Raw genomic sequence first — 21,573 nt, forward strand, 5'->3', positions numbered from 1 at the left:
AGGCATGAATTATTTAAATTCAGGAGCTATTTGAGGATGTTTGTTTTGGATTCCCATAGCCACGTTATTTTCATATACCTTAATTTCCTTCCTTATTTTAGGCATTTGTGACTTCATCTTACGTTTGTAGTTTTCTACCTGTCTAGTGATATCGTCTTTCTTTTCCTTCATATTACAAAGTTAGTGAATTTCACGAAAAGTATTTAAACATTCCCAACCATTACTAATCAGCTATTTATAACACAATGAGATAAAATTTGGACCTTCCCTAGACGTTCCCACTACATCTTCCCTTTATTACCACCTTTTCCCTAAAAAAACGAAACGCCCGTCGAACCCCAATTATTTGGCCATTGGAACATCCGTTTTTGAGTCAATTGTTGAAGGCGTTAAGGAAATGAGTTAGCTTGCGAAGTGGACGAGCGAGATCCACTCATTTTTAGCATGGAACAATTGGCACAAAATCAAATTGGATATATGTATCGAAATCGAAAATGAAAATGACCAATTTTAAGGATGTTCCACAGGCCTAGATTTTTGGTTCTTTTCATCAATGGAAAAGAACAGAAAGCAAAAAAGAGAAGATGGAAGTTTTGGTAAACCTGACCGCCCTAAGTTTAACTGAACTTCCAACCCGTGAGTAAATTAGTCGAATATTTACCCCTCAGTATTTGTGGTACAAACTTATTTAACTTCTATAACCATCCCATGTTTTTGAGCTTGATCAATGAACTTTTGAATGTTTTCAGGATTCCATTGGGTACAGGTAGCAATGGTCTGGTCGTCTAGTTTAATGGTCTCTTCAGGTTTTATATAATGCCGCTTATGTCCCCATCTTTGAAAAATATCTTCGGCCTCTTCTACTGTGGTAAATACACCAAAGCTTCCTTGAACCCATTTAGGAAAATCGTGGCTTAGCTTAGCGAAAGATATGTTTGGATTCATTTCTACGTAATGCTTCATTACTGCATTCACCAATCTTCCTTTATTGAATTCTTCACCATTGAAGATAAATTTTGAATAGTCCTTTGTGGTATAGTTGAATTTGAAATAAGTGTCGGCCACTACAAAAATTTCATTCCCCTCACTCCTAAAACGCCTTATTGTCATTCCTGCAATGGGAATTCCATCGAATTCATACCCATTGGACAGCAACTCTTGTAACCTGGGACTAATGGAGCTGCCAACCAATACTCCCACCCATTTTGGCGGGTTTTCTTCATTCCAGTTATCACCAATCGCTAAAATTTGCCCCCTTACATTGAGATAATCCTGCAATTGGCGCAGGCTTTCTTCATTAATCTCGTTGAGTTTAAGCTCGACAATCCCTAAATATTCCCCTCCATATTTGTAACCACCCTATTAACCGCGTGTTGTGTGGTTAATAGGGCGGTTACGGAGAAAATGAATTGAAGATAATACAACTTATTGATCAGGATAGTGCGATTTCGGCTTCAGAGATCGGAGAGAAAATTAGTATGAGCCACCGGGGTGTAGGAAAAAACATAGCTAAATTAAATCATGAGGGTGTTTTGGAGAGAATTGAGCCAGATAGAGGAGGAGAATGGAATCATTTAGTCCGTATTGTTAATAGCTCTCAAAAGGGTAATATCGACTAGATAATATTTGTTTTTATGTATATCCGCAATTGCACCAGTAGCCAAATAAATTAACATTGACAGTTGGTGTCCATTGCTTCAATTTAGCTATTACTATCTATAAATTAGGTCAAAACAAACGGTTCTGACCATGAATATCATCAACTTCATCAATCGGTTTCCTGGCGAATCTTCCTGTGTCGAGTTTATCAGGTAGAAAAGGGGCCAAGGTGGTATTGTCTGTAAAAGATGCCACTGTACCAAGCATTATTGGTTGGCCAACAAAAAGTTCTTTCAATGCTCTTCCTGCAGCTTCAGGACAAGCATCAAAAGTGGTACGGTTATGGAAAACAGTAACCTTCCGATCAGGACATGGTTGTTGGCCATGACCTTCAATACAGCCACCAAGAAGGGCTTCAGTGCATCGGAACTGCAAAGGCAGCTGGGCATGAAGCGATATGAACCTGTTTTCAGGATGTACCATAAGCTCCGCAAGGTTATGGGGAAACGCGATGATATCTACAGGCTTGAAGACATGGTCGAGTATGACGAGGCTTTTGTGGGCAAAGCCACCAAAAGCCCGAACAAGCTCAAACGAGGCAGGGGCAGCCAAAAACGGTCGATTGTGGCCGTAATGGCCGAATCAACGGTTTTGGAAGATCTTGAAACGGGCAAGTCCAACAAAAGCTGTAGATATTTTAAGATGAAGAAGATAAAGAACCTGGAGGCGAAAACTGCCTAGAATTTGGTCAAGGAATTTATTGATCCAAACTCAGTGCTTCAAACAGATATGAGCACCACCTTCTCAGACCTGAGTGACTGTATAGATGTGCATATCAAGGAGATCTCGGGAACCGAAAAGGGGCACTTCAACCTCAAATGGGCACACATTGCGATAAGCAATTTAAAGAAACACCTGCAGATATATCATATGATAAGTGAAAGGATGATGTAAAACTATCTGGATGAGTTCTGTTACAAGCTCAACAGGAGATATTTCGGTCAAAAACTATTTAACAGGCTCATCGTTGCTCCTATTTATCCTTACCAGCATGATTGCGGATAATCATATTTCTTAATTTGGTGAAGGATTACTAAAACAAAAACTTGCCAATAATTACCATTAGGCTTGGAAAAATAGAAATAACAATCGCTTTTAGAGGATCAATCTCAAACTCTATTTTCGTAAATATGGCCAGAATAATATAAAAACCACCCCACGCAATTAGGCTTATGCCCTGCATATCCTCAAGGGTTAATCCTAGTGAAATATCATACAGGATAGCCAAACATACCACGCAATTCAGGATCACCGGAACGAACGAAAGTCCGATAATCCGTACCATCTTGGGTGGTTCGTACTTTTCATCCAGTATAGTAAACATAAGGGCAGAAGTCAACAGGCAGAAGATCAGCATTGTTAACGGGATAAAAAAAGCAATTGTATTGCTCACCCCTGAAAACAGTCTGAATAACTCGGAGTCATGCGGATTTAGCCCGAATGTCCTGTGGGACACTAGGAAAAACAATATTGAAGCTGTGGCGATTAGTGCAATGGATAGTTTCATGACATGCTTACATGTACCTCAAGGGCGGCGGCAACTGTTATGATGATTACTGTAAGGGCAAAACAGATCACAAACGGCCTTGTCTGGAATTGCATTTGCCTATTCATTAGCAGAGTCTTAAACACGAAATACGCTATATACAGACCCAAGGCGCAGGACAGGGTTATGCCGACAATCTCGATTGAGTGCGGCAACAAGTGCCTTGCTACAAGACGGACGGGGTAGTGGTCAAGGATGATAGACAACGCATATCCTAGTATCACTCCGTTGTAAACTGTGTTCATGACGGATACGACACCCAAGGACAAGCCACCAATAATATTGATAATCACAGAAGCAAGGTTGTTTTTTGCTATATCCCAGACACTAAAAGAGCCCGTATCGGCACTCTCTGCCAGTACGGGTTCAATATGGAATCCCACAAGCAGCCCGATTGTGTAAATCACAGCCGCTATCAGGATAAATGGCTTCATAAGCCAGCACCGACTCCAGCCATCGTTCCTGCGACTGGCCCAGCTACCATGCCAACGCCGAATCCCCATGCAGCGGCATCTATAATACCAATTGCATTGATTGCCAGCCCAGCCTCGGCAGAAGCCCCTCGATTAGAGGCCAGATAACTAATACCAGCCCATACTTTGTTGTCGGTCAAGCCAGAACTTAACGCCATGCAGCCGCAAATTCCCAGAAGGGCTACAAAACTTGTCAACTTCTTTTTCATGGTTAAATTGATTTGGTTAAACGAGTGTTAGAATAAACATAAACTGAAACTAGAAAAATCGCTGTCAGGCCACACATGGTGCTTACCATGAGGGCCAGTAAGAAATTGTCCTCAAAATAGAGCATGAAATTAAATGGAACGAGAAAGGCAAGGAGGCCTATAATGTATCCCCATGTGAATGATTTTGTCTTTTCGGGCACGAGGGATGCGCCGCAGCTTGGGCAGTCAAATTCATGGTTATTTTTGATCTTAACCACGAACATGAACGGCAATTTCGTTCCGCAATTTGGACATTGAAATTTTTCTTTTCTTTCCATGATTTTTTATAAAAACCTCCAACTTATATGATTAATTCAAAAAAATCAATAAAATAACCACGTTTTTTCATGAAATTTTAGAAATCAGCGATTCCAGCTTGGATTCACATGATTCATTTTCATTAATAAATCTTGTTTCACAGGGGTGTTTTTGGAACCTGTACAAAGGGTAATTGTTCTTGCCTTCATGCCGTTTTCCATCCAAGAGATACGCCAGACTGACACGATCATGTCACAATATTTTAGGAACGGCCTTGCCTGACCGGTAAACATCCAGTCCGAATCAAATAGTAGCCAGGTCGGCAAGTGATTTCGGAATTCGGTAATCATTTTGTCTTCTAGGATTAAAGCTAACCCCTTCGATTTTTTCACTTTTATTCCCAGATTTGATCCACTCTTTGATTTCCTGTCTAAAAAAATAAAGTTTGCCTGCCTTTTTATGATAAGGAATCAGTCCCCTGGATACATAACTGTAGATGGTTTGCCTTTTCAATTCCAACAATTCACAAATCCTACTAAGGTTTAACACCTCTTCTATCTGGTTTTCAGAAAACTCATTTTCATCAATCGCATTTAAAATCAACTTGTTTTGCTCAATTAACTGTGATACTGCTTGAGGAAGGTCTTCAAATTTTAAGTCCATAGATAAAATTGGTTTGAATATGAGCAAAACAAATGGTACGATTACTAATCGAGATAATTTCACCAGCTAGACCATAGTAGGGTGAAATAATTCTTTTATTAATTTAAAAATGAGGGATCAGATATTATCACACTGATATCAGAAGTGAGGGATATTCATTTCCTTTATTAAAAAATTCTTGATTCGCGAATCAAGAATTAGTTCATGCTTTGAGAAATGCATATAATCCTGTCAGGCATGGAGAACACCCTGTCATATTGTTATAGGCATAAGCTTTCCTCTATTTCTTTCCTTGGTCATTTTACATTACAGTCCCTTATCATGTACCGAAATGGCACATGGATGATCATTGATAAAAATATAAGAAGGAGTCTCGATAAAAAAACACACCCTATCAGGAATACACTGCCCACCTAAACCCTCTCCAAAAAGTACCACGTTTTCTTAGATTTTAGCCAAAAGTAAACGCATAGTATACTAGGCATCGGATAGGACTGGGAGCATCCATAGGAGGGACGAGTGTAAAGAAAACAGTCAGTGACTGTTTTTAGCGAGTAGCCAGCTTGCAGGGTAGGTCCTACTCTTCTTCCTCCAAAAACACCAAATAAAAATTGGACCTTTCCTGATAGTTCTCATGACCTCTCTTGAGTATTCCCCCAATATCTCCTCTTTAAATCTACTTTCTATCTACTTAATTCCTGCATATAAAACATTTTATATTTGCAATAAATCAACAAAACGCAAATACAATTATTTTTATTTGCAATAACAATAAAATACGCAAACACAATACAACTTAATTGCAAGTTCTATATGGAAGTAAAAGATATCAATAGTTTTCAATCTGGTAACTGGATCAAGCGAATGGAATATAGAAGCTTCAGCCCTGAACTGATCAATCATTAGTGGATATCAACAGACCCTCAATTATCCTCCCTATTAAGTCAAGCCGACCGTAGTCTTGGCAAGCTGGATGCTTTTTCTGATTTAATACCAGATATTGACTTTTTCATCATGATGCATATCACTAAGGAAGCTACTGTATCCAGTAAAATAGAAGGAACTCAGACCTCTTTTCAGGAAGCACTTATCAAAGAGCAAGATTTGGATCCGGAAAAAAGGGATGATTGGAAAGAAGTACACTGCTATATTGAGGCTATGAACCAAGCCATTCAGGAAATGGAAAGATTGCCGATTTCTACCCGATTAATCAAACAAACACACGCCACACTTCTTCAAGGTGTTCGCGGAAAAGAAAAGTTACCTGGAGAATTCAGAACTAGTCAAAACTGGATAGGGCCAAGTCTCAAACATGCCATCTTTGTTCCACCGACTCATCAGGAAATACCAGAATTAATGAGCGATCTGGAAGAGTTTATTCATGCTGACAATGCAGACATCCCCACATTTGTACCGCACCTTATTAAAATCGCGCTGATCCACTACCAGTTTGAAACCATACATCCATTTCTGGACGGAAACGGTCGAATTGGAAGGCTATTGATCACATTGTATCTATTGGATAAAGGCCTATTAAGAAAACCGACACTCTACCTGTCCGATTTCTTTGAAAGAAACAGAAGGGACTATTATGACAACCTGATGCGGGTCAGAGAAAAAAATGACCTAAAAACCTGGATCGAATACTTCCTTGTAGGTGTTATCGAAACGACAGAATCCAGTATTCAAACTTTTCAAAATATCGTTAAGTTACGTGATCGGGTCGAACTTACACAGTTGATTCTGTTAGGTAAGCGGCAACAGGATGCGAAAATACTAATGAGTGAGCTATATAAAAACCCGATCATTGATGGCGCCAAAGTCGCTGAAATATTAAGTGTTCATGCATCTACTGCAAATCGCCTAATTAAGGACCTAATGGAAATGGAGATTTTGGAAGAACTTACCGGATACAAACGTAACCGCATCTATGCCTTTGGGGAATACATCAGGTTATTTAACACATAACCTTCTCTTTTACGTCCCAACCACAAATAAAAAACCCCATATTTGCAAAAATCACTTAAACTACAAATATAGATTTCCATATTTGCATTTCTGCAAATATACCAATTAAACATTCGTCAATTCCTTTGCAAAAAACAGTCAGAAACATAATATCTCCTCGGTGTTCCCTCTATGTCTCCTCTTTACTACTACCTGCTCACTAGATTATAATTCGCTCAGCATAACTGGAATTGTGATTTCCTCGAGTAAAAGCAAAAAGAGATATACTATTCCTAGGAGCGACGATTTTAATAATTCAACCAATTTTTCCCGAATAATAATGCTTGAACCATTCCGGCACTTCTTCATTTTTGATATCATTCCAAACCTTCTTTCCACTTGCATTAAGCTTGAAATGTGCAAATAGATTATGCCGTTCTCCTTCTTTTGAGTTATCAAAAAAATAAGCCTGGTAACAATGTTGGGCTGCCTCGTATAACAAATCCATAGAGCGGTAATACCTGTCAATAATCTTATCCTCTGGAACATCGTGTCCATCCTGGGGAACTCTGACCTTCTTTACCCGGTGAACATTTATTGTTGGATCTTCTGTGGAAACAAAGTAAAGGTAAACCTTATAACCCGCTTCTTTAGCCTGTTTGATGATAGCTACTTTGCTCGGATGAGAAAAAACCGTTTCGAAGGAAAATTTCACTCCTTCTTTCAATAATTTCTTTCTTAAAAAATCAGCCAGTATTTGGGCAATTCTTTCATAAGGATTGTCACTCTTTTCATCTGCAATTTTTCGAATAACCTTTAAACGGTTATTGGATACCTTTATGCATTGCAGTAGTCTCGGTAGCGGAAATTCACTTCTAATCAATCCGGAATTATGAACAACTTCCTCAAACTCCTGTTGATCATACATTATTTTATAAATAGAAAAATCAAGCCCACTATTGTAAAGGTCTTGAGCTATATCGTCTGCGTTAATATAAATACCGAAGTCCAGTGTTTTACCACTTTGAACTTCGGTATTTCTAATGGCTTTTATGATGGAACTTTTGCCTGAACCGTTGGGACCAGCAAATATTCGCATACGTTTGGTCATCAGTCCAGAATCAATTTTTGGTTATCACTTCCATGGCTGATTTCCTTTACTCTTTCTATATGTCCATCTTCATATTTTTTGACTACCCAACCGTTCTCTGCTACCATCACATATCCATTGATCTCCATGGCTTTCTTGGCCCCTTCCTTAAAGGCCTTGGATGATTTCCTTTCTACCAAACGGGTGCTGATATATCTTAACTTATCTTTACTCATAACACTTACAATATTATAAAAATAGAGACTAACTACAACTACATTCCATTAAATGATATAACGCAGATAATAGAAAGACTGTTCAAAACCCATTATTAATGTCAAACAAACCGGATAAAAAAAATTAAAACGTTCGATAAAAACTACCCCCCAAAAAAAACAAATAAAATACCCCACATAGGAGGGACGAGCGTAAAGAAAACAGCCCGTTGTTCCAAGTCTTTAGCACAGCGGTGACTTGGAACTTAATATAATAGGAGCCTGCCTGGCAGCAGACAGGTCTCCAGACTCCGATCAACCCCATTATCCTACCCTGAGAATTACAATCCATTACATCCTCATCTCTATAATCAACACGCTTTCCCCCTTACCGAAATCCCCTCCCAATTCACAATTCCCCAATCCCTCGATTCGACAATTCAACAATTAAACTTCCCTCACCCTCCTTCTCCATTACATCTTTCTACCATATAACTAGGGCTTGTCTTGGGGATACCTTACCTTCAGGTAAATTAATTCTTGGAAATATTATATATTTTAACAATCTCTAAACAGCTATAAAATCAGGAAATGGGAATTACAAATTCCAGGGATAGTAGGGTGTTTTTTAAGATTATGTTTTACTATCTTCAATTGAATTTTTAAACATAACATTATAACATTAATGCGTAATCCTAAGTGGCACAGAGATGAAATTATTCTTGCTCTTGATTTGTATCATTCCTTAGAGCCGGGTCAAATTCATGGAAGAAACCCAGCAGTGATTGAATTATCGGAATTATTAAATCGCTTACCTATTTTTGATATAAGGCCTGATGCGGTCAAATTCAGAAACCCAAATGGAGTTGGGCTAAAGTTGAGCAATTTTCTTGCGATAGACCCCGAATATCATGGAAAAGGAATGCAAAGCTATAGCAAGCTAGACGAGCAGGTTTTCAAAGAATTTGATGGGAAGCGATTTGAATTAAAGAAAATTGCCGATTCTATCAGAAATGCTGTCAAAGACATAAATCTCAGTAATAAGCTCTATGAGACTCCTGAAAACGATGAGGAATCGGATTTTATCTTTAAAGAAGGAAAAGTCCTGTATAGATTGCACAAATACCGAGAGCGCAACAGTAAACTTGTGCTAAAAAAGAAATCGCAACACCTTCAAAAATATGGTAGTTTGGATTGCGAAGCCTGTGATTTTAATTTCCAAGTAAAATATGGTGATTTAGGGGCAGGATATATAGAATGCCATCACAAAGTAGCTTTATCTGATTTTGATGGAAGGGTCGATACACGATTGGAAGATTTGGCTTTGGTCTGTTCTAATTGCCATAGAATGTTACACAAAAGCTTTGAAACCCTATCGGTTGGCAACTTAAAATCACAGCTTAAATTATAATTATTCCTATCAAATAAACTTCAAGGATGAAAATAACAACCAAGCAAGGGCCAAAGTACTGACTTCTGAAGAACTTTATTGTAGCCCGATAATAAAAGGTATTTCCCCTGCTAAGAAGACAATGAATGACATAGGGCTTGTCATGGGATACGTTACCTTCAGGTAAATTAATTTTTGAAAATATTTTAACGATCCAACGACAACTATAAAATCCGTATACAGGAATTTCAAATTCCCAGAATAGTAGGGTGAAGAGGTATTCTCTGCTTATCAGGGCATGATGTACATACTTATATATGCTTTCTCATTTGTTAATTTAATTGTCTTCAATGTAGTCTACTATTTTCTTTTCTACTCTTTCATGATGTTTAAATTCTACATATTTATTTACTTGCTTTGGGACTAGGTAAGTTTTTATTTTAATATTTAGCAATCCTTCTTTACAATAATTGTTCGACACTAACTTCCAAATTAATTCAATATTGGCACCTTCAAAATTAGGTTTGATACAAATTATGCTACTAATATATTCTTCTCCAGGAGCAAGAGTATTTCTGTGTGGACAAACAAAAAAATCACCTTGTGAATGGTTTATTTCTATATCCGTTTTATAATTAGCTGGAATAACAATTGAATCTACATATTCGTCTCCTATTTCTTGAAATGTTCCTTTAGTTAAAATAATAAGTTTAGGATTCTCGATTGGTGCATTCCCTGTGTTTTTCAACTTCAATTTAAATCTACAGTAGCTTTTGTTCTCACTTCTAATGAAAGTATTTTCAATTATAGGTGATTTGTACGTAGTATAATCAAAAATACTCGTTGGTTTAGAACCTAATTGATAGTAAGTATATTGTTCGTGAAATGGTACAGATTCAATCAATTCAAATAGATTCTTTTCAAAACTAACAAGAACATCAGATTTAACTTTAAAATTCTGTAAACTTAGATACCAATCATGAGTTTCTTTGTTTTCATCAATTAAATCTACAATATCTTCCCATGAAAATAAATGAATTTCAAATAATTTCAGTTCTCTATTTTCTATATCCTTAATACGAATATATTCTTCGATTTTAGAATCTTTATTAGCTGTAGTTGCAAAGTAAAACTTTTTTAAAGCTGGCTTAAATGCTTTTGCTAAACTTATTTCTTTGTCAATCTCTTTTTCGGAAAGCTGTTTGTGTGAATATTCATCTTTACCTTTACATTGTATTCCATAATATGAATCTTCACCGTCTGGTATTCCATAAATATCCACTCCATTTTGTAATTGCCCATTTCTACCATTCTTCTTTATTTCTTTACAATCCCAAATCTCTCCAAAAAGCTTTTTACATAAACTCTCAAAATCATCCCAATTTTCTGGTTTCCTTAATTGCTTTTTTGATTCCATTATTTTGACGTATGTATTGGTTTAAATATGTTTTGCTATTATACTCATTTTATAATGGATGCTTAAATATCTGTTCCAAAGTAAAAACAAGGCCATTTTCAATCTAATCTCCCCTCTAAATTTAGTGATTACCCAAAACAAATAAAATACCCCACATAGAAGGGACGAGCGTAAAGAAAACAGTCAGCGACTGTTTTTAGCAAGTAGCAAGCTTACAGGCCAGACCCTACCCTATTCTCCCTCCTATAAACCCCAAAATAAAATTTGGACATTTCCTGGACGTCCTCACGACGTCTCCTCGGTGTTCCCTCTACGTCTCCTCTTTACTACTACTTAGCAGTTCCATTATAGATACCTAGGGGATGTCTAGGGGATACTTTGCCTACGGGTAAATTAATTCTTGAAAATATTATGTATTTCTAAAACCTAAAGACAGCTTTATATTTCGAAAACGGGAGTTACAAATTTTCCGGATATATGGGTAAAAAAGCATTCTTCACCCCTGTCAGGGGATTAAGGCGTTTCATGAGGTTGCGATGAAATTTATCATAAAATTTTAATGTTTGATTTATAGTTTATTTCTATTTCTATGAAAAATTATGAAGAATAAACTTCTTTAGAAGTACTGATGACATCGTTGAAAAAATAATATACTGAAATAACCAAAATCCAGACGGTAATAATGATAACCGAATTTCCCACAAAGTCATAATTATCAAAGTTGCTGAATAATTCTTTGAGCCAAATTATTTCAAAAACGAAAGGAGTCAGGTTAACAATTAATGCCAACAGCCCCATAACTATAGCACTTGTTTTTCCAACGAAATTATTTCGTTTTGCATCTACTTTATATAGTTCACTGTATATGGAAATAGGCATTAAAGTCCTGGTAAAATCGTCGGGAGAAGTATAGCCTAAATTTTTGTTTTCATAGTTAAAATATGTCCTGGAAAACACCTTTAATATTCTTACTATTTCAGATTTATGAGTACTAACTATCTGATTCCGGAGAATTAGGAAGGCTAATACAAGAGGGACAAAAATTTGGATAGAGGTTATATCCTTAATATGAATCGGCCCAACATTTATTGACTCTACGTAGGTGCCTTCAATCAAATAAAAAAGTAGCAAGAGCACAATTATCATTATCCCCAACCTATTAGTTTCTTTAGCTAAATCATTACTCTTGGAGATAAGATGATCCAAATAAAAATGAATCTTATCTTCAGTATTGCTTTTTATATAATCTTCTACTTCTGCTTTAGTCATCTTAGTTTCTTGATATAAAAGTATAATCCTCTTGTAATAACATTGTCCCTTTAATTTCTGGAATTAAAACCTAACTCACCTCAAAACCACTTTTTCGGCATCAAAGAAGAAATTACTTTCTGGCGATTTCCAATATTTTTGAAGGTTGGCCTTGTGCTGTATGGGCTTTCTGAAAGCCTCTACGGGTATGACATAAAGGGCATCAGGGGAATATGGAAGACCTCCCACTCCTAAGGCTATAAAAGTCGGTGTTCCGCTTGTGTCCTGAAATTCCTGGTAACGCTTCCATTGCTCATCTTTGGCAAAACGGATAAAATCTCCCTCAGTTTGCTTTCTCCATTTACATTCCACAGCCAAGGCATAGCTGTTTCCCTTGAGTCGGAGTTCTAGCTGTAAATCAGGTTGCTGGGTGGTTTCTGCATATCGGCCCTCTGTATACTTATCACCAGCCCATTGTTTTAAGGTGAAATATTCCTTGTCAAACTTCTTGACCACATACTTTTCAAAATCCAGTCCCGCTTTTTGTTGGATATCCACTAGGGTAGTTTCTGATTCTTCAGAAGAAGTGGCCAAGTCTGCTCTTAGCTTTTCTATTAATGGATCTACCTCCACACCTTGATGCTTGGCCAACTCACGGATCATACTTTCCTCTTTGGGGGTCAGTTGTCCATCCACCATAGCCAGAGCAATAGCATCCTCAAGATTTTGACCAGATGCTTTAGGCACTTGTGCTACCATCAAAATTCCTGCAGTGAGCATAATCCCCCCTCCTATAATTAAAAAAAATCCTAACATCTTTTTCATCATTTATTTCAGCCTTGATACAAAACCATCCATCGTCTCATAAAACTTTGGCAAAGTTTCAATAAAAAAACTATTCATACTTTCCCAGTCATTTTCATTGAATAGGCTTAGGCCATTTTGCTCTATTTTAATCTTGCTCATTTTACTGTCAGGCAGTTCTTCCCAAACCAAGGATTGTCCAAATTTCGATTCTATAGCCTCCTTTTGTGACAATAGCTTTTTAAAGTAAAGCTTGTTCTGATCTTTATTAGAACTGGTCATGCCTAATTCGATTCTTGCACATGACTTGGTGATCGTAAGCGTATAAAGTAGCCCTGTTAATCCTGCACCGGTATTTAGCCAATGATCTTTAGTTGGATTGACATTTTTGAATAAGGGAGTATGATTTAATTTTGGCAAAAGCTGTTGCCAGTATTTCTTTCGAATGGTATACCGACCAGGCTCTCCATTATTGACCAAGCCGGATTGATATTTGATCATCAAGTCATCCTCCATCTCATAAAGTTTCAGGAGTTTTTTAAGAATACCGAATTTACTGTTACTGTCTATATTGGCCTCAATGAATTTGCCATTGATCACTTCTTCTGCATACCTAAAATCCTCACGCTTCTTGGAAATTTTAAGGATATCTTGCCCATTAAGCAGCAAGGCCGAATTTCTTTCAAATAGCCTTCTGATTACATAAAAATACATCTGGGCCACCGCATCCTCTTCTATTTTGGTGTCCTCAAATATGAAATAGTCCAGTTTCTTATAGGTCGGGCTATCCGCCTCAAAGATGTTGGTTTCTTCCAACTCTTCTTGCCACTCCTCGAGGTTCACTTCAGGGAATTTCCAAATCTTCAAAAATCGGTCATAAATAATGCCCAAGCGTCTTTCATAGGTGTCAAGGTTCCAGTCAGCAATCTCCTTTAAGTAACTATTCAGCCAAAGCCTACTATATAGATATCCCTGCTGCTTTTCGTCCATATTCATGCTTTGTTTCTCAAGAAACGGCTTATTGCCCAAAGCCCCATTATTGCCTGATAAGGTCAGGTTACCTATGGTGTTTAGGTATTTTTCCTTGAAGTCAAAATAATCTTCAGGAGAGAGAGTATCATTCCACCTTTCATGAGGGTTTCTTGGAAAAATATGCTCAATGGTAATGGCCTCATTGGAAGTATCCACATATTCAGGATTTTGAAAGTTTTCCAGTAGCTCAAAAAAGTAATTTCGGTTTTTTGACTGGATATTATAGACATCCTTGTCTTTCAGTGCGATCTTGATTTCCTCATTGCTGGGGAACTTGGCAGAACCTTTTTTCCTGGCTAGTGCCCTGGCAAGTGAGTCATGGTATTCCTCCGGGTCCAGTTCAGCATATAAGGTCATAAAAACCTTGTTCAAAGCATTGGTAGGAAGCCCCATGATGAACCTCCTCCATACATAACTCTGGATGAGTTGAAGGATGTTGACCACCATTTCGGAACTAATCACCCCATTCTCTTGGTCTTCAAAGACCTGCATAAGGAAAGGATAAGCTACATTGATCTCCAGCTTATTGATATGCTCCAACTCCTTTCGTATTTTCTTGTCAGGCACTGTTCCCGGGTTGACCAACTTCTTATATTGAAAAGAAAGTGACTTAATGTTTTCTAGCTCTTGGTAAAAGGCATCCTCCCGCTTATTGCTATAGAGTTGCTTAAATTCCTCATAGACCCTGCTCTTATTGGGGATCTTTTTGTTTTTTAGCGTCAGATAATCCCTTATATAGTCCGAAACCAGAGAGCTCTTTTTGACATGATCCCGCGCATTTTCTTCTATGGGGTTCCAAATAGTCTCAAATACCCGTTCTTGCTCCTCAGGCTCTAAATCCATAAGGATATAATTCCTGATTAGATCCGACTGTGATAGATCCAATCCGGTGGAGTTTAAACTCTCAAAGATTCGTTGAGGATCATCTTTTCCTCTTTCGAGCGAAATACCTACGAATATTAACCTTTCCAATCCATTGAGAATGGTATAAAAATTATCTTCATTGATAGACCTTGTGAAATAATAGTAATTTTCAATAACATTGGAAAAACCATCATAACCCTTTTCATTTCCATTAAGGATAGCATGAAAAGCACGTGAGTTAGGATCTGTTTGTTTCAATTTCAATTTATGTCTCTCATTCCTTACATATTGGTTAGAAAGAAATTGATTGAATATCATTTCAGAAACTTCCTGATCTCCCCTTTCCTTGGCAAATCGATATAATGCAACCAAAAGAATATTGATGGTGGTTAACCTCTGTTGGCCGTCTATGATGACGAGTTTTTGTACATCTCCTATGAGCACGTTTCCCTCATGGATGTATACTAGACTGCCGATAAAGTGGGTGCCTTTCTTTGTGGTTTCTTCCAGTATGATATCATTTAGTAGCTGCCTACATTCTGATAGTGTCCAATCATAATTACGCTGATAAACTGGAATTAAGAATTGTATTTTGGGTGTTTGTAAAAAGCTAATTATTTGAAGTTGATTGGCATTCATAAAAACTCAATTTTGAAATAAAAACAATTCCTCTAATTTAACCAATCACAAATATTATGAAAAACAAACCTCAAAAAGGTAAAAATAAAAAGGGGAAGGGGCAACAAAATCTGAGGGGCTAAAACACAAAGGACTCGCCCCGAAATGCTGTTCTGATTCACTCCTTAACGAGCCCATCTGTTGTTATTATGCATTAATTGCCCCCCCAAACGATGGTTCCATGAAAATCTAGGCTGAAAAATATTACTTATTGATGTTTTATATTAAAACTGTTATGCAATTATTGAACCCAATCATTTTCAGTTCAAAATGACTAATTGTGATCTCCTAATCAATACCCTTCACCAAATTTTCCAGTTATTCCGCTATTAACCCTCTTAATATCTCCTTTTCCTCTCCATCTGATAGAGTAGCGATATATGCCCCTAACACCTCCTCATCCTGAAAAGTCCGTATCCCATGCTTAATATTCGGAATTACATAATCTCGATTAGGAATATATTTAGCAATTTTCTTAGGGGTTATAATCCGATTAATGCCATTTTCATCTCCTGACTTAGTAGAAGTTGCCAACAAAAAATCCAAATCATCCAAACCCTCGGGCCAGGGGATTTCCAACTCACCTGTAGCGGTTAGCATATACGCTTCAGGAGCTTCAAATATTCCTTTAATCTTATCATGTTTATCTTCAGTAGATTTTACTTTGTCTAACCATTTTTTCTTTAGCTGGGCAATTTCCTCTCCTTTATGCTTAGGGTGAAATAATATCGTACAAACACACCAAGCATCGTTTCCATCTTGAATTCCTTTGATCAATTTCGTGCCTTTACCCTCTGCTTTAGATAATTCCTTGGCCTCTGCAGTCAAATCATCAAGTGAGGTTATGGCCCGTTTAAAACCCACCACCTTCGCCACACCATATTGATCTCTATTGAGGGCAGGATCAAATACCATAGTATATGTCCCTCCATCCTTAGAAGAAAAGCGACCATACCGGATAGGAACCACAACATCTTTTGCACTGGTCATGTCTAGATGTTTATCGCGCCACTCCTTTCTTTTCTTATCTTTTGAATCATTTTTATTATCCCTATAGTCTTGCCAAAACAATGAGCCAATAATCAATACGCCGCCTTTGAGGTTCATAAGGTTTATAATTAAAAGTTTGAAATAGGTTACTGGAATTTCCTCAAATAAAATATAAGCTTAATCAACCAAACTTACTTTTTATTAACCAACTTTTTCCTTTCTGCTGACATCTTGACCTTAAGATCAATCCCTTGGTTCAACATTTGAACGACTCTATACTTTTCATCATCAGACCAGGCTCGAAAAAGGATTGGTAAAACCCTTATTTTAATGGAAAGCCCCTTAATGATCTCATTGGTTTCTTCATATTGGGCTTTTGTGATTTCCTTTGGGCTAATCAAGCCATCCTTATAATCAACATAAAAACCCTGCTTCTTTAAATTATCAGCATTTTCCCACCAATCGAGATTTTCACCAACTTGCTTTAGGCCACTTAAAACCATTAATGCTTGACTTAGAAAATGTCCGAAATCATCTAAAAAAGAACTCTTTTTGTTTTTCGGTATTTCTTGTGCTTGCAAGAAATACTCAAAAATCCCTATCAATTCTGGAAAAAAGGCAGTATCATGTTTTACTTTATGATTGAAAAACACCTTTTCCATTTCCTTTATCTTCATTAATTCTACTCCGTGGCCGAGCAAAAAGAGTACACCTGACTTTACCAGTTCCTCTCCCCCCAAAATCAGTAGGGAGCAGGCCACACCATTGTTGCCTTGCTGGCCTAAAAGTGTACCGTATTTTATCAAATTACGGCCATTATCCAATACCGCTTGATAGCTGTTATAAGCTTCTTTTGGGCTGATTTGCTTAAATGTTTTGCTCAAAATTATTGGTTTGTGAATAGTTGAAAATCTATTAATCCTCTGTCCATATATCGGCCAAAGCAGTGGTTTGTTTCAGCACCAAATCAATAGCCTCCTGTGAAAAATCTGGTGGGTATCCATATCTACCTATGAGCATAAATGACTTGCTAATATGCATTGCTAAGTAGTGCTGAAATCATTTATTCATCTGCTTATAAATTTTCTTCATCATTATTTCTTTCACCAATCCTCCGAAATCTTTGTCTTCTAATATCCTTTCGAATATCTCTTGATTATCTTCCATTCGATCAATGAGTTTACTGATAAACATTTCTTCAAAGGCGAATTTGAACGTATCCATTTTGTTCACTTTTGCCTGTGTTTGCAATGTCTCATCTTCCATCAATTCGGACTCTATTTGGTCAAAGAAAAGTTTGTCCGCATCCTCAAATTCTGTCCCAAATCGGTCATTGAGTACTTCTATGATTTCGGAAAGTGCTGCTTCTTCGTCTTTCGGTCTTTTAAGACCTGCTTCTGAAGTACCACTGAGTTCACCATTTTCTCCTGTTATTAAGTCAATAGAGCCTTCTTTTACTTTTTGAAGTCTGTAATACTCAAGAGCTACTTCGTCTGACAGTTGGAATGATTCGGTTAAATCACGTTTTGGCAACCTTGTTTGTAACAGCTTGGCATAAGCATAGAATTTTTCAAATTCGGCATCTTTGAAAGGCATGATTTGAGCTAAAAATGAATACAAGTTTGTCCATGTTCTAATGGCTTTTTTGAATTCTTCTTTCTTTTCAACTTCTTGAATAGCTCTGTATCTATCTACAGCAGGATCAATGAATGAATAGAGTTTTGATTGGTCACGCACATTCAAATTAGTTGATGGCTTGAAGTATACGTTGGCAAAGGAATTGATTTCAGAATCCCAATAGATTTGAAATTCGTCAAGTTTAGCTTTTAAGTCATACAGGTGATTGAGTTCTGTTTCGTCCTTAACAGTTGTCATTTCAAAGTAGGGTTGAAATGATTCAAAAATCGTCTCCCTGTCATTTACAAAATCCAGCACAAAAGTATCTTCTTTGCCAGGAGCTGTCCTATTCAATCTTGAAAGTGTTTGGACAGCTTTTACGCCTGACAGCTTTTTGTCAACATACATGGTATGCAAAAGCGGTTGGTCAAAGCCTGTTTGATACTTGTCAGCAACTATCAGGATTTTGTAATCATCCGAATTAAAAACTTGTGGTAGTTCCTTTGTTCCGTAACCTGTAAGTTGTGGCTCAGAAACACCATCGGGTGTGTTGTCGTCTACGACTTTACCCGAGAAGGCAACTAAAACTTTAACCTCTTTATCATAACCCTTCTCAAAAATGTATTCTTGAAATTCTTCAAAGTATCTTTTTGCGTGTAGTCTAGAACCAGTTACCACCATTGCTTTGGCTCTACCTCCCAATTTCTTAGCCACTACTTGGCGGAAATGCTCAATGATGATTTCTGTTTTTTGAGAGAGATTATAAGGGTGAAGGGACACAAAACGACCAATTGCTCTCGAAGCTTTCTTTTTGTTTAGCTTAGGGTCTTCTTCAATCGCTTTATTCAATTTGAAATACAATTCATAAGAAGTGTAATTTTCTAAAACGTTAAGGATAAAACCTTCTTCGATTGCTTGACGCATCGAATATAAGTGGTAAGGTCTTGGATTCCCTTCGGCATCTTCACGACCAAATACTTTTAAGGTTTTGTATTTTGGTGTTGCTGTGAAAGCGAAAAAAGAAATGTTTGGTTGCTGACCTCTTGAAGCTGCTGATTTTTCAACTTGTTCTCTCACAAAATCATCCGCAGTATAATCGTCTGTATCTGCCTCCTCTTGTTCTGCGTCTTCTAATGATTTGGATGCCAACACTTCCTTCATCTTTTTACTGGCTTCACCACCTTGCGAACTGTGTGCTTCATCTATGATGACAGCATATTTTCTTTCGGGTAAGTCTGCAACTTTATCAATCACAAACGGGAATTTTTGAAGGGTTGTAATGATAATATTTACACCCTGAGTGATAGCGGTAGCTAATTGTGTACTGTCTTCATCAATTTTTTGAACAACTCCTGTTTTATGCTCAAACTGGTAAATTGTTTTTTGTAACTGTTGGTCTAGGACTTTTCTATCTGTAACTACAATTACACTATTAAACACCTTCTCATCCTCTGCGTTGTGCAGACTTGACAAACGATAAGCCAACCATGCAATGGAGTTACTTTTCCCAGAACCTGCTGAGTGTTGTATCAGGTAATTATGTCCAGCACCAACTGTGGCAACATTGGTTGTAATCTCTCGAACCACATCTAATTGATGATAGCGAGGGAATATGAGTTTTTCTTTCTTAAAAGTTCTGCCGTCAACTTCTATTTCTTCGGTTTGTAAATGCACAAAACGTTGAATGATTTCCATCCAACTATCTTTTTGCAAGATTCGCTCCCAGAGATAGGCGGTTCTATATCCTCCTTCATTTGGAGGGTTTCCTTTGCCGTTATTAAACCCCTTATTGAATGGAAGCCAATAGGTGTTACCTCCATCAATTTTAGTTGCCATGAACACCTCGTCTTGGTCTACAGCAAAATGAACTAAAGCTCTTTTTTTGAAAGCAAAAAGTAATTCTTTGTTATCTCTTGTGGTGTTATACTGGCGTTTAGCATTTTCAATGGATTGACCAGTGAAATGGTTTTTTAACTCTAGAGTAGCAACAGGAATACCATTTAAAGCCAAAACCAAGTCAACGGAATTCTTGTTTTTTGTGGTGTAATATACCTGACGAATGACTTTTAAGATGTTTTGGTCATACAAGACAGAAGCATCTGGGTTTAGTGTAGAAGCAGGTTTGAAAAATGCCATTTGAAAACGAACACCATAATCTACAAATCCATTTCGGAGTACATCCAAACTGCCTCTCAAATCCATTTCCTTGTAGAGGCGTTGTAATACTTTATTGTTTACTTCTGCTCCGTGAATAGTGGCTAACTTTTCCCATTTCTTTGGCTGTGTCGCTTGTAAAAATGCCAGTATATCTTCTTTGAAGAAGCCTAGTTCTGTACTGTATTGTGCCGCTTGCCCTTCTTGATAACTACCACTTGCAACCAATGATTGGATGATAGCCGACTCAAATGTGTTTTCTGTTGTTATACTCATCCTTCTTCTGAGTTTTCATTATTGTCTAGCGTTTCTTTGGCTAGAAAATCTGCATAGGTTAATTCTTTGATAATTACCTTTAATTTATGCTTTTCTCTATCTGTAATCCCTTCTTTTAAAATTCCTTTCGGATAACATGATTTCACAAATTCCAAATCTTCTCCAAATGCATCTTGTTCAATGGAGTTCAATTTAGATGGAATGTCTAATTCTAAAATTTCAAATGTATCCGGATCAAAATATTGAACAGAAGGCTTTTCCGTGAGTTTATACTTTCTTCCCTGAAAATGCGGTTTTCCTTTGCTGGAAGGCCAGAAAATTCCAAAGAATTCTGATTGGTTAGACTTATGAACTTTAGCTATTTGCAAACTACCTGATACACCTTGTATATCAGAATCTAATGAAACCTCTCTTAAAATCTTCAAAGGCTCCATATTAAGTTTATTATGGAGCTTATTTTCTTTAATCAATAAGTTAGTAAATCTTGTTTGAGCCTCTTCTTCAATGTCAATATCTTTTGCCTCTCCTATAAACACATAGAAATTTGTTTTCTGTGAATCATCGGTTAACTCACTTGCTTCAAAGCATTCCTTATCTGAATTGTATAGTACATACCAGATTCTAAACTGGCTGGCTTTCCAGTCCCAACCACCAAACAAGAATCGGGCTTCTCCTCTTATTGTATGCTTGTCTTCAACGAAATCAGTTATTGATTTTATTAAGTCAGAGAATAAGTCAAGAATATGGTCTTTTAAATCAACTACAGAGGCAAAGTTTTTCTTAAACTGCTCATCATGGTTTATTGATGAGATTAAGTTAAGAATAAGTGGATAAGCCCTTGACGTAGTTCCTGTAAAGCAAATTAGTCCATCTCTGTTTGGTAGTTCAAAAAGCTTTACACCATTATCCCATTTTTCACCAGCACCTGTTAGGCAACTGTCTGTTGCAAATACCAATTCTTCGGTATCTTCAACTTGTCTTATCCATGCTACGCAGAGTGTCAT

21 protein-coding genes and 1 pseudogene are annotated in these 21,573 nt (G+C 37.2%); 4 read left to right on the forward strand and 18 right to left on the reverse strand.

Translation table 11 applies throughout. From position 1 onward, the window contains the following. Nucleotides 1-9: 9 nt before the first annotated feature. A complete protein-coding gene (locus H7U17_RS18135) occupies nt 10-171 on the reverse strand; it encodes a hypothetical protein (protein WP_186758183.1) in 162 nt (53 codons plus the stop codon). A gap of 513 nt (nt 172-684) precedes the next feature. Beyond that, complete coding sequence (locus tag H7U17_RS18140; RefSeq protein WP_186758184.1) at nt 685-1,278, reverse strand: hypothetical protein; 594 nt, start codon at nt 1,276-1,278, stop codon at nt 685-687. 131 nt (nt 1,279-1,409) lie between these two features. Between H7U17_RS18140 and H7U17_RS18145 the strand changes: the two genes are divergently transcribed. Both H7U17_RS18145 and H7U17_RS18150 read left to right on the forward strand, forming a co-directional pair. Next, a complete protein-coding gene (locus H7U17_RS18145) occupies nt 1,410-1,619 on the forward strand; it encodes an HTH domain-containing protein (RefSeq protein ID WP_186758185.1) in 210 nt (69 codons plus the stop codon). 130 nt (nt 1,620-1,749) lie between these two features. Next, nucleotides 1,750-2,664, forward strand: a pseudogene (locus H7U17_RS18150) (IS1595 family transposase). A gap of 28 nt (nt 2,665-2,692) precedes the next feature. Here H7U17_RS18150 and H7U17_RS20565 read toward each other — a convergent pair. From H7U17_RS20565 to H7U17_RS18175, 5 genes are all read right to left on the reverse strand, one after another. Further along, nucleotides 2,693-2,983 carry a hypothetical protein gene (locus H7U17_RS20565; protein ID WP_222439238.1) on the reverse strand — a complete coding sequence of 97 codons (291 nt, stop codon included), beginning with the start codon at nt 2,981-2,983 and terminating at the stop codon, nt 2,693-2,695. A gap of 179 nt (nt 2,984-3,162) precedes the next feature. Next, the gene (locus H7U17_RS18160) at nt 3,163-3,639 is read right to left on the reverse strand and encodes a stage II sporulation protein M (RefSeq protein ID WP_186758187.1); all 477 of its coding nucleotides are present in this window, start codon (nt 3,637-3,639) and stop codon (nt 3,163-3,165) included. After that, a complete protein-coding gene (locus tag H7U17_RS18165) occupies nt 3,636-3,836 on the reverse strand; it encodes a hypothetical protein (RefSeq protein WP_186758188.1) in 201 nt (66 codons plus the stop codon). Before H7U17_RS18165 ends, H7U17_RS18160 begins: the two co-directional genes overlap by 4 nt. Nucleotides 3,837-3,889: 53 nt before the next feature. Further along, nucleotides 3,890-4,204, reverse strand: a complete 315-nt coding sequence (locus tag H7U17_RS18170) for a hypothetical protein (protein ID WP_186758189.1) — start codon at nt 4,202-4,204, stop codon at nt 3,890-3,892. 283 nt (nt 4,205-4,487) lie between these two features. Further along, nucleotides 4,488-4,847, reverse strand: coding sequence for a helix-turn-helix domain-containing protein (locus H7U17_RS18175; protein ID WP_186758190.1), 360 nt, complete (start codon nt 4,845-4,847; stop codon nt 4,488-4,490). Between the two features lie 909 nt (nt 4,848-5,756). Between H7U17_RS18175 and H7U17_RS18180 the strand changes: the two genes are divergently transcribed. Next, nucleotides 5,757-6,815, forward strand: coding sequence for a Fic family protein (locus tag H7U17_RS18180; RefSeq protein WP_317172771.1), 1,059 nt, complete (start codon nt 5,757-5,759; stop codon nt 6,813-6,815). A 295-nt stretch (nt 6,816-7,110) separates the two neighbouring features. Here H7U17_RS18180 and H7U17_RS18185 read toward each other — a convergent pair whose 3' ends face one another. Next, nucleotides 7,111-7,905 (reverse strand): zeta toxin family protein, encoded by a 795-nt coding sequence (locus tag H7U17_RS18185; protein WP_186758191.1) that lies wholly within the window; start codon nt 7,903-7,905, stop codon nt 7,111-7,113. Then, nucleotides 7,905-8,120: a hypothetical protein gene (locus H7U17_RS18190; RefSeq protein WP_186758192.1), complete on the reverse strand. Its 216-nt coding sequence runs from the start codon at nt 8,118-8,120 to the stop codon at nt 7,905-7,907. Before H7U17_RS18190 ends, H7U17_RS18185 begins: the two co-directional genes overlap by 1 nt. 664 nt (nt 8,121-8,784) lie before the next feature. Between H7U17_RS18190 and H7U17_RS18195 the strand changes: the two genes are divergently transcribed. Continuing rightward, nucleotides 8,785-9,510 carry an HNH endonuclease gene (locus H7U17_RS18195; protein WP_222439239.1) on the forward strand — a complete coding sequence of 242 codons (726 nt, stop codon included), beginning with the start codon at nt 8,785-8,787 and terminating at the stop codon, nt 9,508-9,510. A 316-nt stretch (nt 9,511-9,826) separates the two neighbouring features. Here the strand turns inward: H7U17_RS18195 and H7U17_RS18200 are convergent, their stop codons facing one another. The 9 genes from H7U17_RS18200 to H7U17_RS18235 all read right to left on the reverse strand — a co-directional run bounded on the left by H7U17_RS18200 (nt 9,827) and on the right by H7U17_RS18235 (nt 21,573). Continuing rightward, entirely contained in the window at nt 9,827-10,906 is a 1,080-nt protein-coding gene (locus H7U17_RS18200) for a restriction endonuclease (protein WP_186758193.1), read from the reverse strand. Between the two features lie 597 nt (nt 10,907-11,503). Continuing rightward, nucleotides 11,504-12,175: a hypothetical protein gene (locus tag H7U17_RS18205; RefSeq protein WP_186758194.1), complete on the reverse strand. Its 672-nt coding sequence runs from the start codon at nt 12,173-12,175 to the stop codon at nt 11,504-11,506. 75 nt (nt 12,176-12,250) lie between these two features. Then, a complete protein-coding gene (locus tag H7U17_RS18210) occupies nt 12,251-12,982 on the reverse strand; it encodes a tellurite resistance TerB family protein (protein WP_230981486.1) in 732 nt (243 codons plus the stop codon). Then, nucleotides 12,983-15,493 (reverse strand): DUF4268 domain-containing protein, encoded by a 2,511-nt coding sequence (locus H7U17_RS18215; protein WP_186758195.1) that lies wholly within the window; start codon nt 15,491-15,493, stop codon nt 12,983-12,985. A 357-nt stretch (nt 15,494-15,850) separates the two neighbouring features. Next, entirely contained in the window at nt 15,851-16,639 is a 789-nt protein-coding gene (locus tag H7U17_RS18220) for a hypothetical protein (RefSeq protein ID WP_186758196.1), read from the reverse strand. Between the two features lie 74 nt (nt 16,640-16,713). Beyond that, nucleotides 16,714-17,406: an AbiV family abortive infection protein gene (locus tag H7U17_RS18225; protein WP_186758197.1), complete on the reverse strand. Its 693-nt coding sequence runs from the start codon at nt 17,404-17,406 to the stop codon at nt 16,714-16,716. Between the two features lie 31 nt (nt 17,407-17,437). Beyond that, the gene (locus tag H7U17_RS20570) at nt 17,438-17,563 is read right to left on the reverse strand and encodes a DUF3387 domain-containing protein (protein ID WP_222439240.1); all 126 of its coding nucleotides are present in this window, start codon (nt 17,561-17,563) and stop codon (nt 17,438-17,440) included. An 18-nt stretch (nt 17,564-17,581) separates the two neighbouring features. Then, entirely contained in the window at nt 17,582-20,521 is a 2,940-nt protein-coding gene (locus H7U17_RS18230; RefSeq protein ID WP_222439241.1) for a type I restriction endonuclease subunit R, read from the reverse strand. Nucleotides 20,522-20,565: 44 nt separating this feature from the next. Further along, complete coding sequence (locus H7U17_RS18235; RefSeq protein WP_186758199.1) at nt 20,566-21,573, reverse strand: hypothetical protein; 1,008 nt, start codon at nt 21,571-21,573, stop codon at nt 20,566-20,568.

It is taken from the genome of Echinicola salinicaeni (assembly GCF_014280965.1).
Lineage (GTDB): Bacteria > Bacteroidota > Bacteroidia > Cytophagales > Cyclobacteriaceae > Echinicola > Echinicola salinicaeni.

What these genes read in the sequence shown, in the direction of transcription:
- H7U17_RS20570 (WP_222439240.1), bottom strand. Translation starts at nt 17,563, where the DNA reads ATGCATATTAGCAAGTCATTTATGCTCATAGGTAGATATGGATACCCA.
- H7U17_RS20565 (WP_222439238.1), bottom strand. Translation starts at nt 2,983, where the DNA reads ATGTTTACTATACTGGATGAAAAGTACGAACCACCCAAGATGGTACGG.
- H7U17_RS18160 (WP_186758187.1), bottom strand. Translation starts at nt 3,639, where the DNA reads ATGAAGCCATTTATCCTGATAGCGGCTGTGATTTACACAATCGGGCTG.
- H7U17_RS18235 (WP_186758199.1), bottom strand. Translation starts at nt 21,573, where the DNA reads ATGACACTCTGCGTAGCATGGATAAGACAAGTTGAAGATACCGAAGAA.
- H7U17_RS18185 (WP_186758191.1), bottom strand. Translation starts at nt 7,905, where the DNA reads ATGACCAAACGTATGCGAATATTTGCTGGTCCCAACGGTTCAGGCAAA.
- H7U17_RS18195 (WP_222439239.1), top strand. Translation starts at nt 8,785, where the DNA reads ATGCGTAATCCTAAGTGGCACAGAGATGAAATTATTCTTGCTCTTGAT.
- H7U17_RS18215 (WP_186758195.1), bottom strand. Translation starts at nt 15,493, where the DNA reads ATGAATGCCAATCAACTTCAAATAATTAGCTTTTTACAAACACCCAAA.
- H7U17_RS18165 (WP_186758188.1), bottom strand. Translation starts at nt 3,836, where the DNA reads ATGGCGTTAAGTTCTGGCTTGACCGACAACAAAGTATGGGCTGGTATT.
- H7U17_RS18170 (WP_186758189.1), bottom strand. Translation starts at nt 4,204, where the DNA reads ATGGAAAGAAAAGAAAAATTTCAATGTCCAAATTGCGGAACGAAATTG.
- H7U17_RS18200 (WP_186758193.1), bottom strand. Translation starts at nt 10,906, where the DNA reads ATGGAATCAAAAAAGCAATTAAGGAAACCAGAAAATTGGGATGATTTT.
- H7U17_RS18190 (WP_186758192.1), bottom strand. Translation starts at nt 8,120, where the DNA reads ATGAGTAAAGATAAGTTAAGATATATCAGCACCCGTTTGGTAGAAAGG.
- H7U17_RS18205 (WP_186758194.1), bottom strand. Translation starts at nt 12,175, where the DNA reads ATGACTAAAGCAGAAGTAGAAGATTATATAAAAAGCAATACTGAAGAT.
- H7U17_RS18175 (WP_186758190.1), bottom strand. Translation starts at nt 4,847, where the DNA reads ATGGACTTAAAATTTGAAGACCTTCCTCAAGCAGTATCACAGTTAATT.
- H7U17_RS18210 (WP_230981486.1), bottom strand. Translation starts at nt 12,982, where the DNA reads ATGATGAAAAAGATGTTAGGATTTTTTTTAATTATAGGAGGGGGGATT.
- H7U17_RS18220 (WP_186758196.1), bottom strand. Translation starts at nt 16,639, where the DNA reads ATGAACCTCAAAGGCGGCGTATTGATTATTGGCTCATTGTTTTGGCAA.
- H7U17_RS18135 (WP_186758183.1), bottom strand. Translation starts at nt 171, where the DNA reads ATGAAGGAAAAGAAAGACGATATCACTAGACAGGTAGAAAACTACAAA.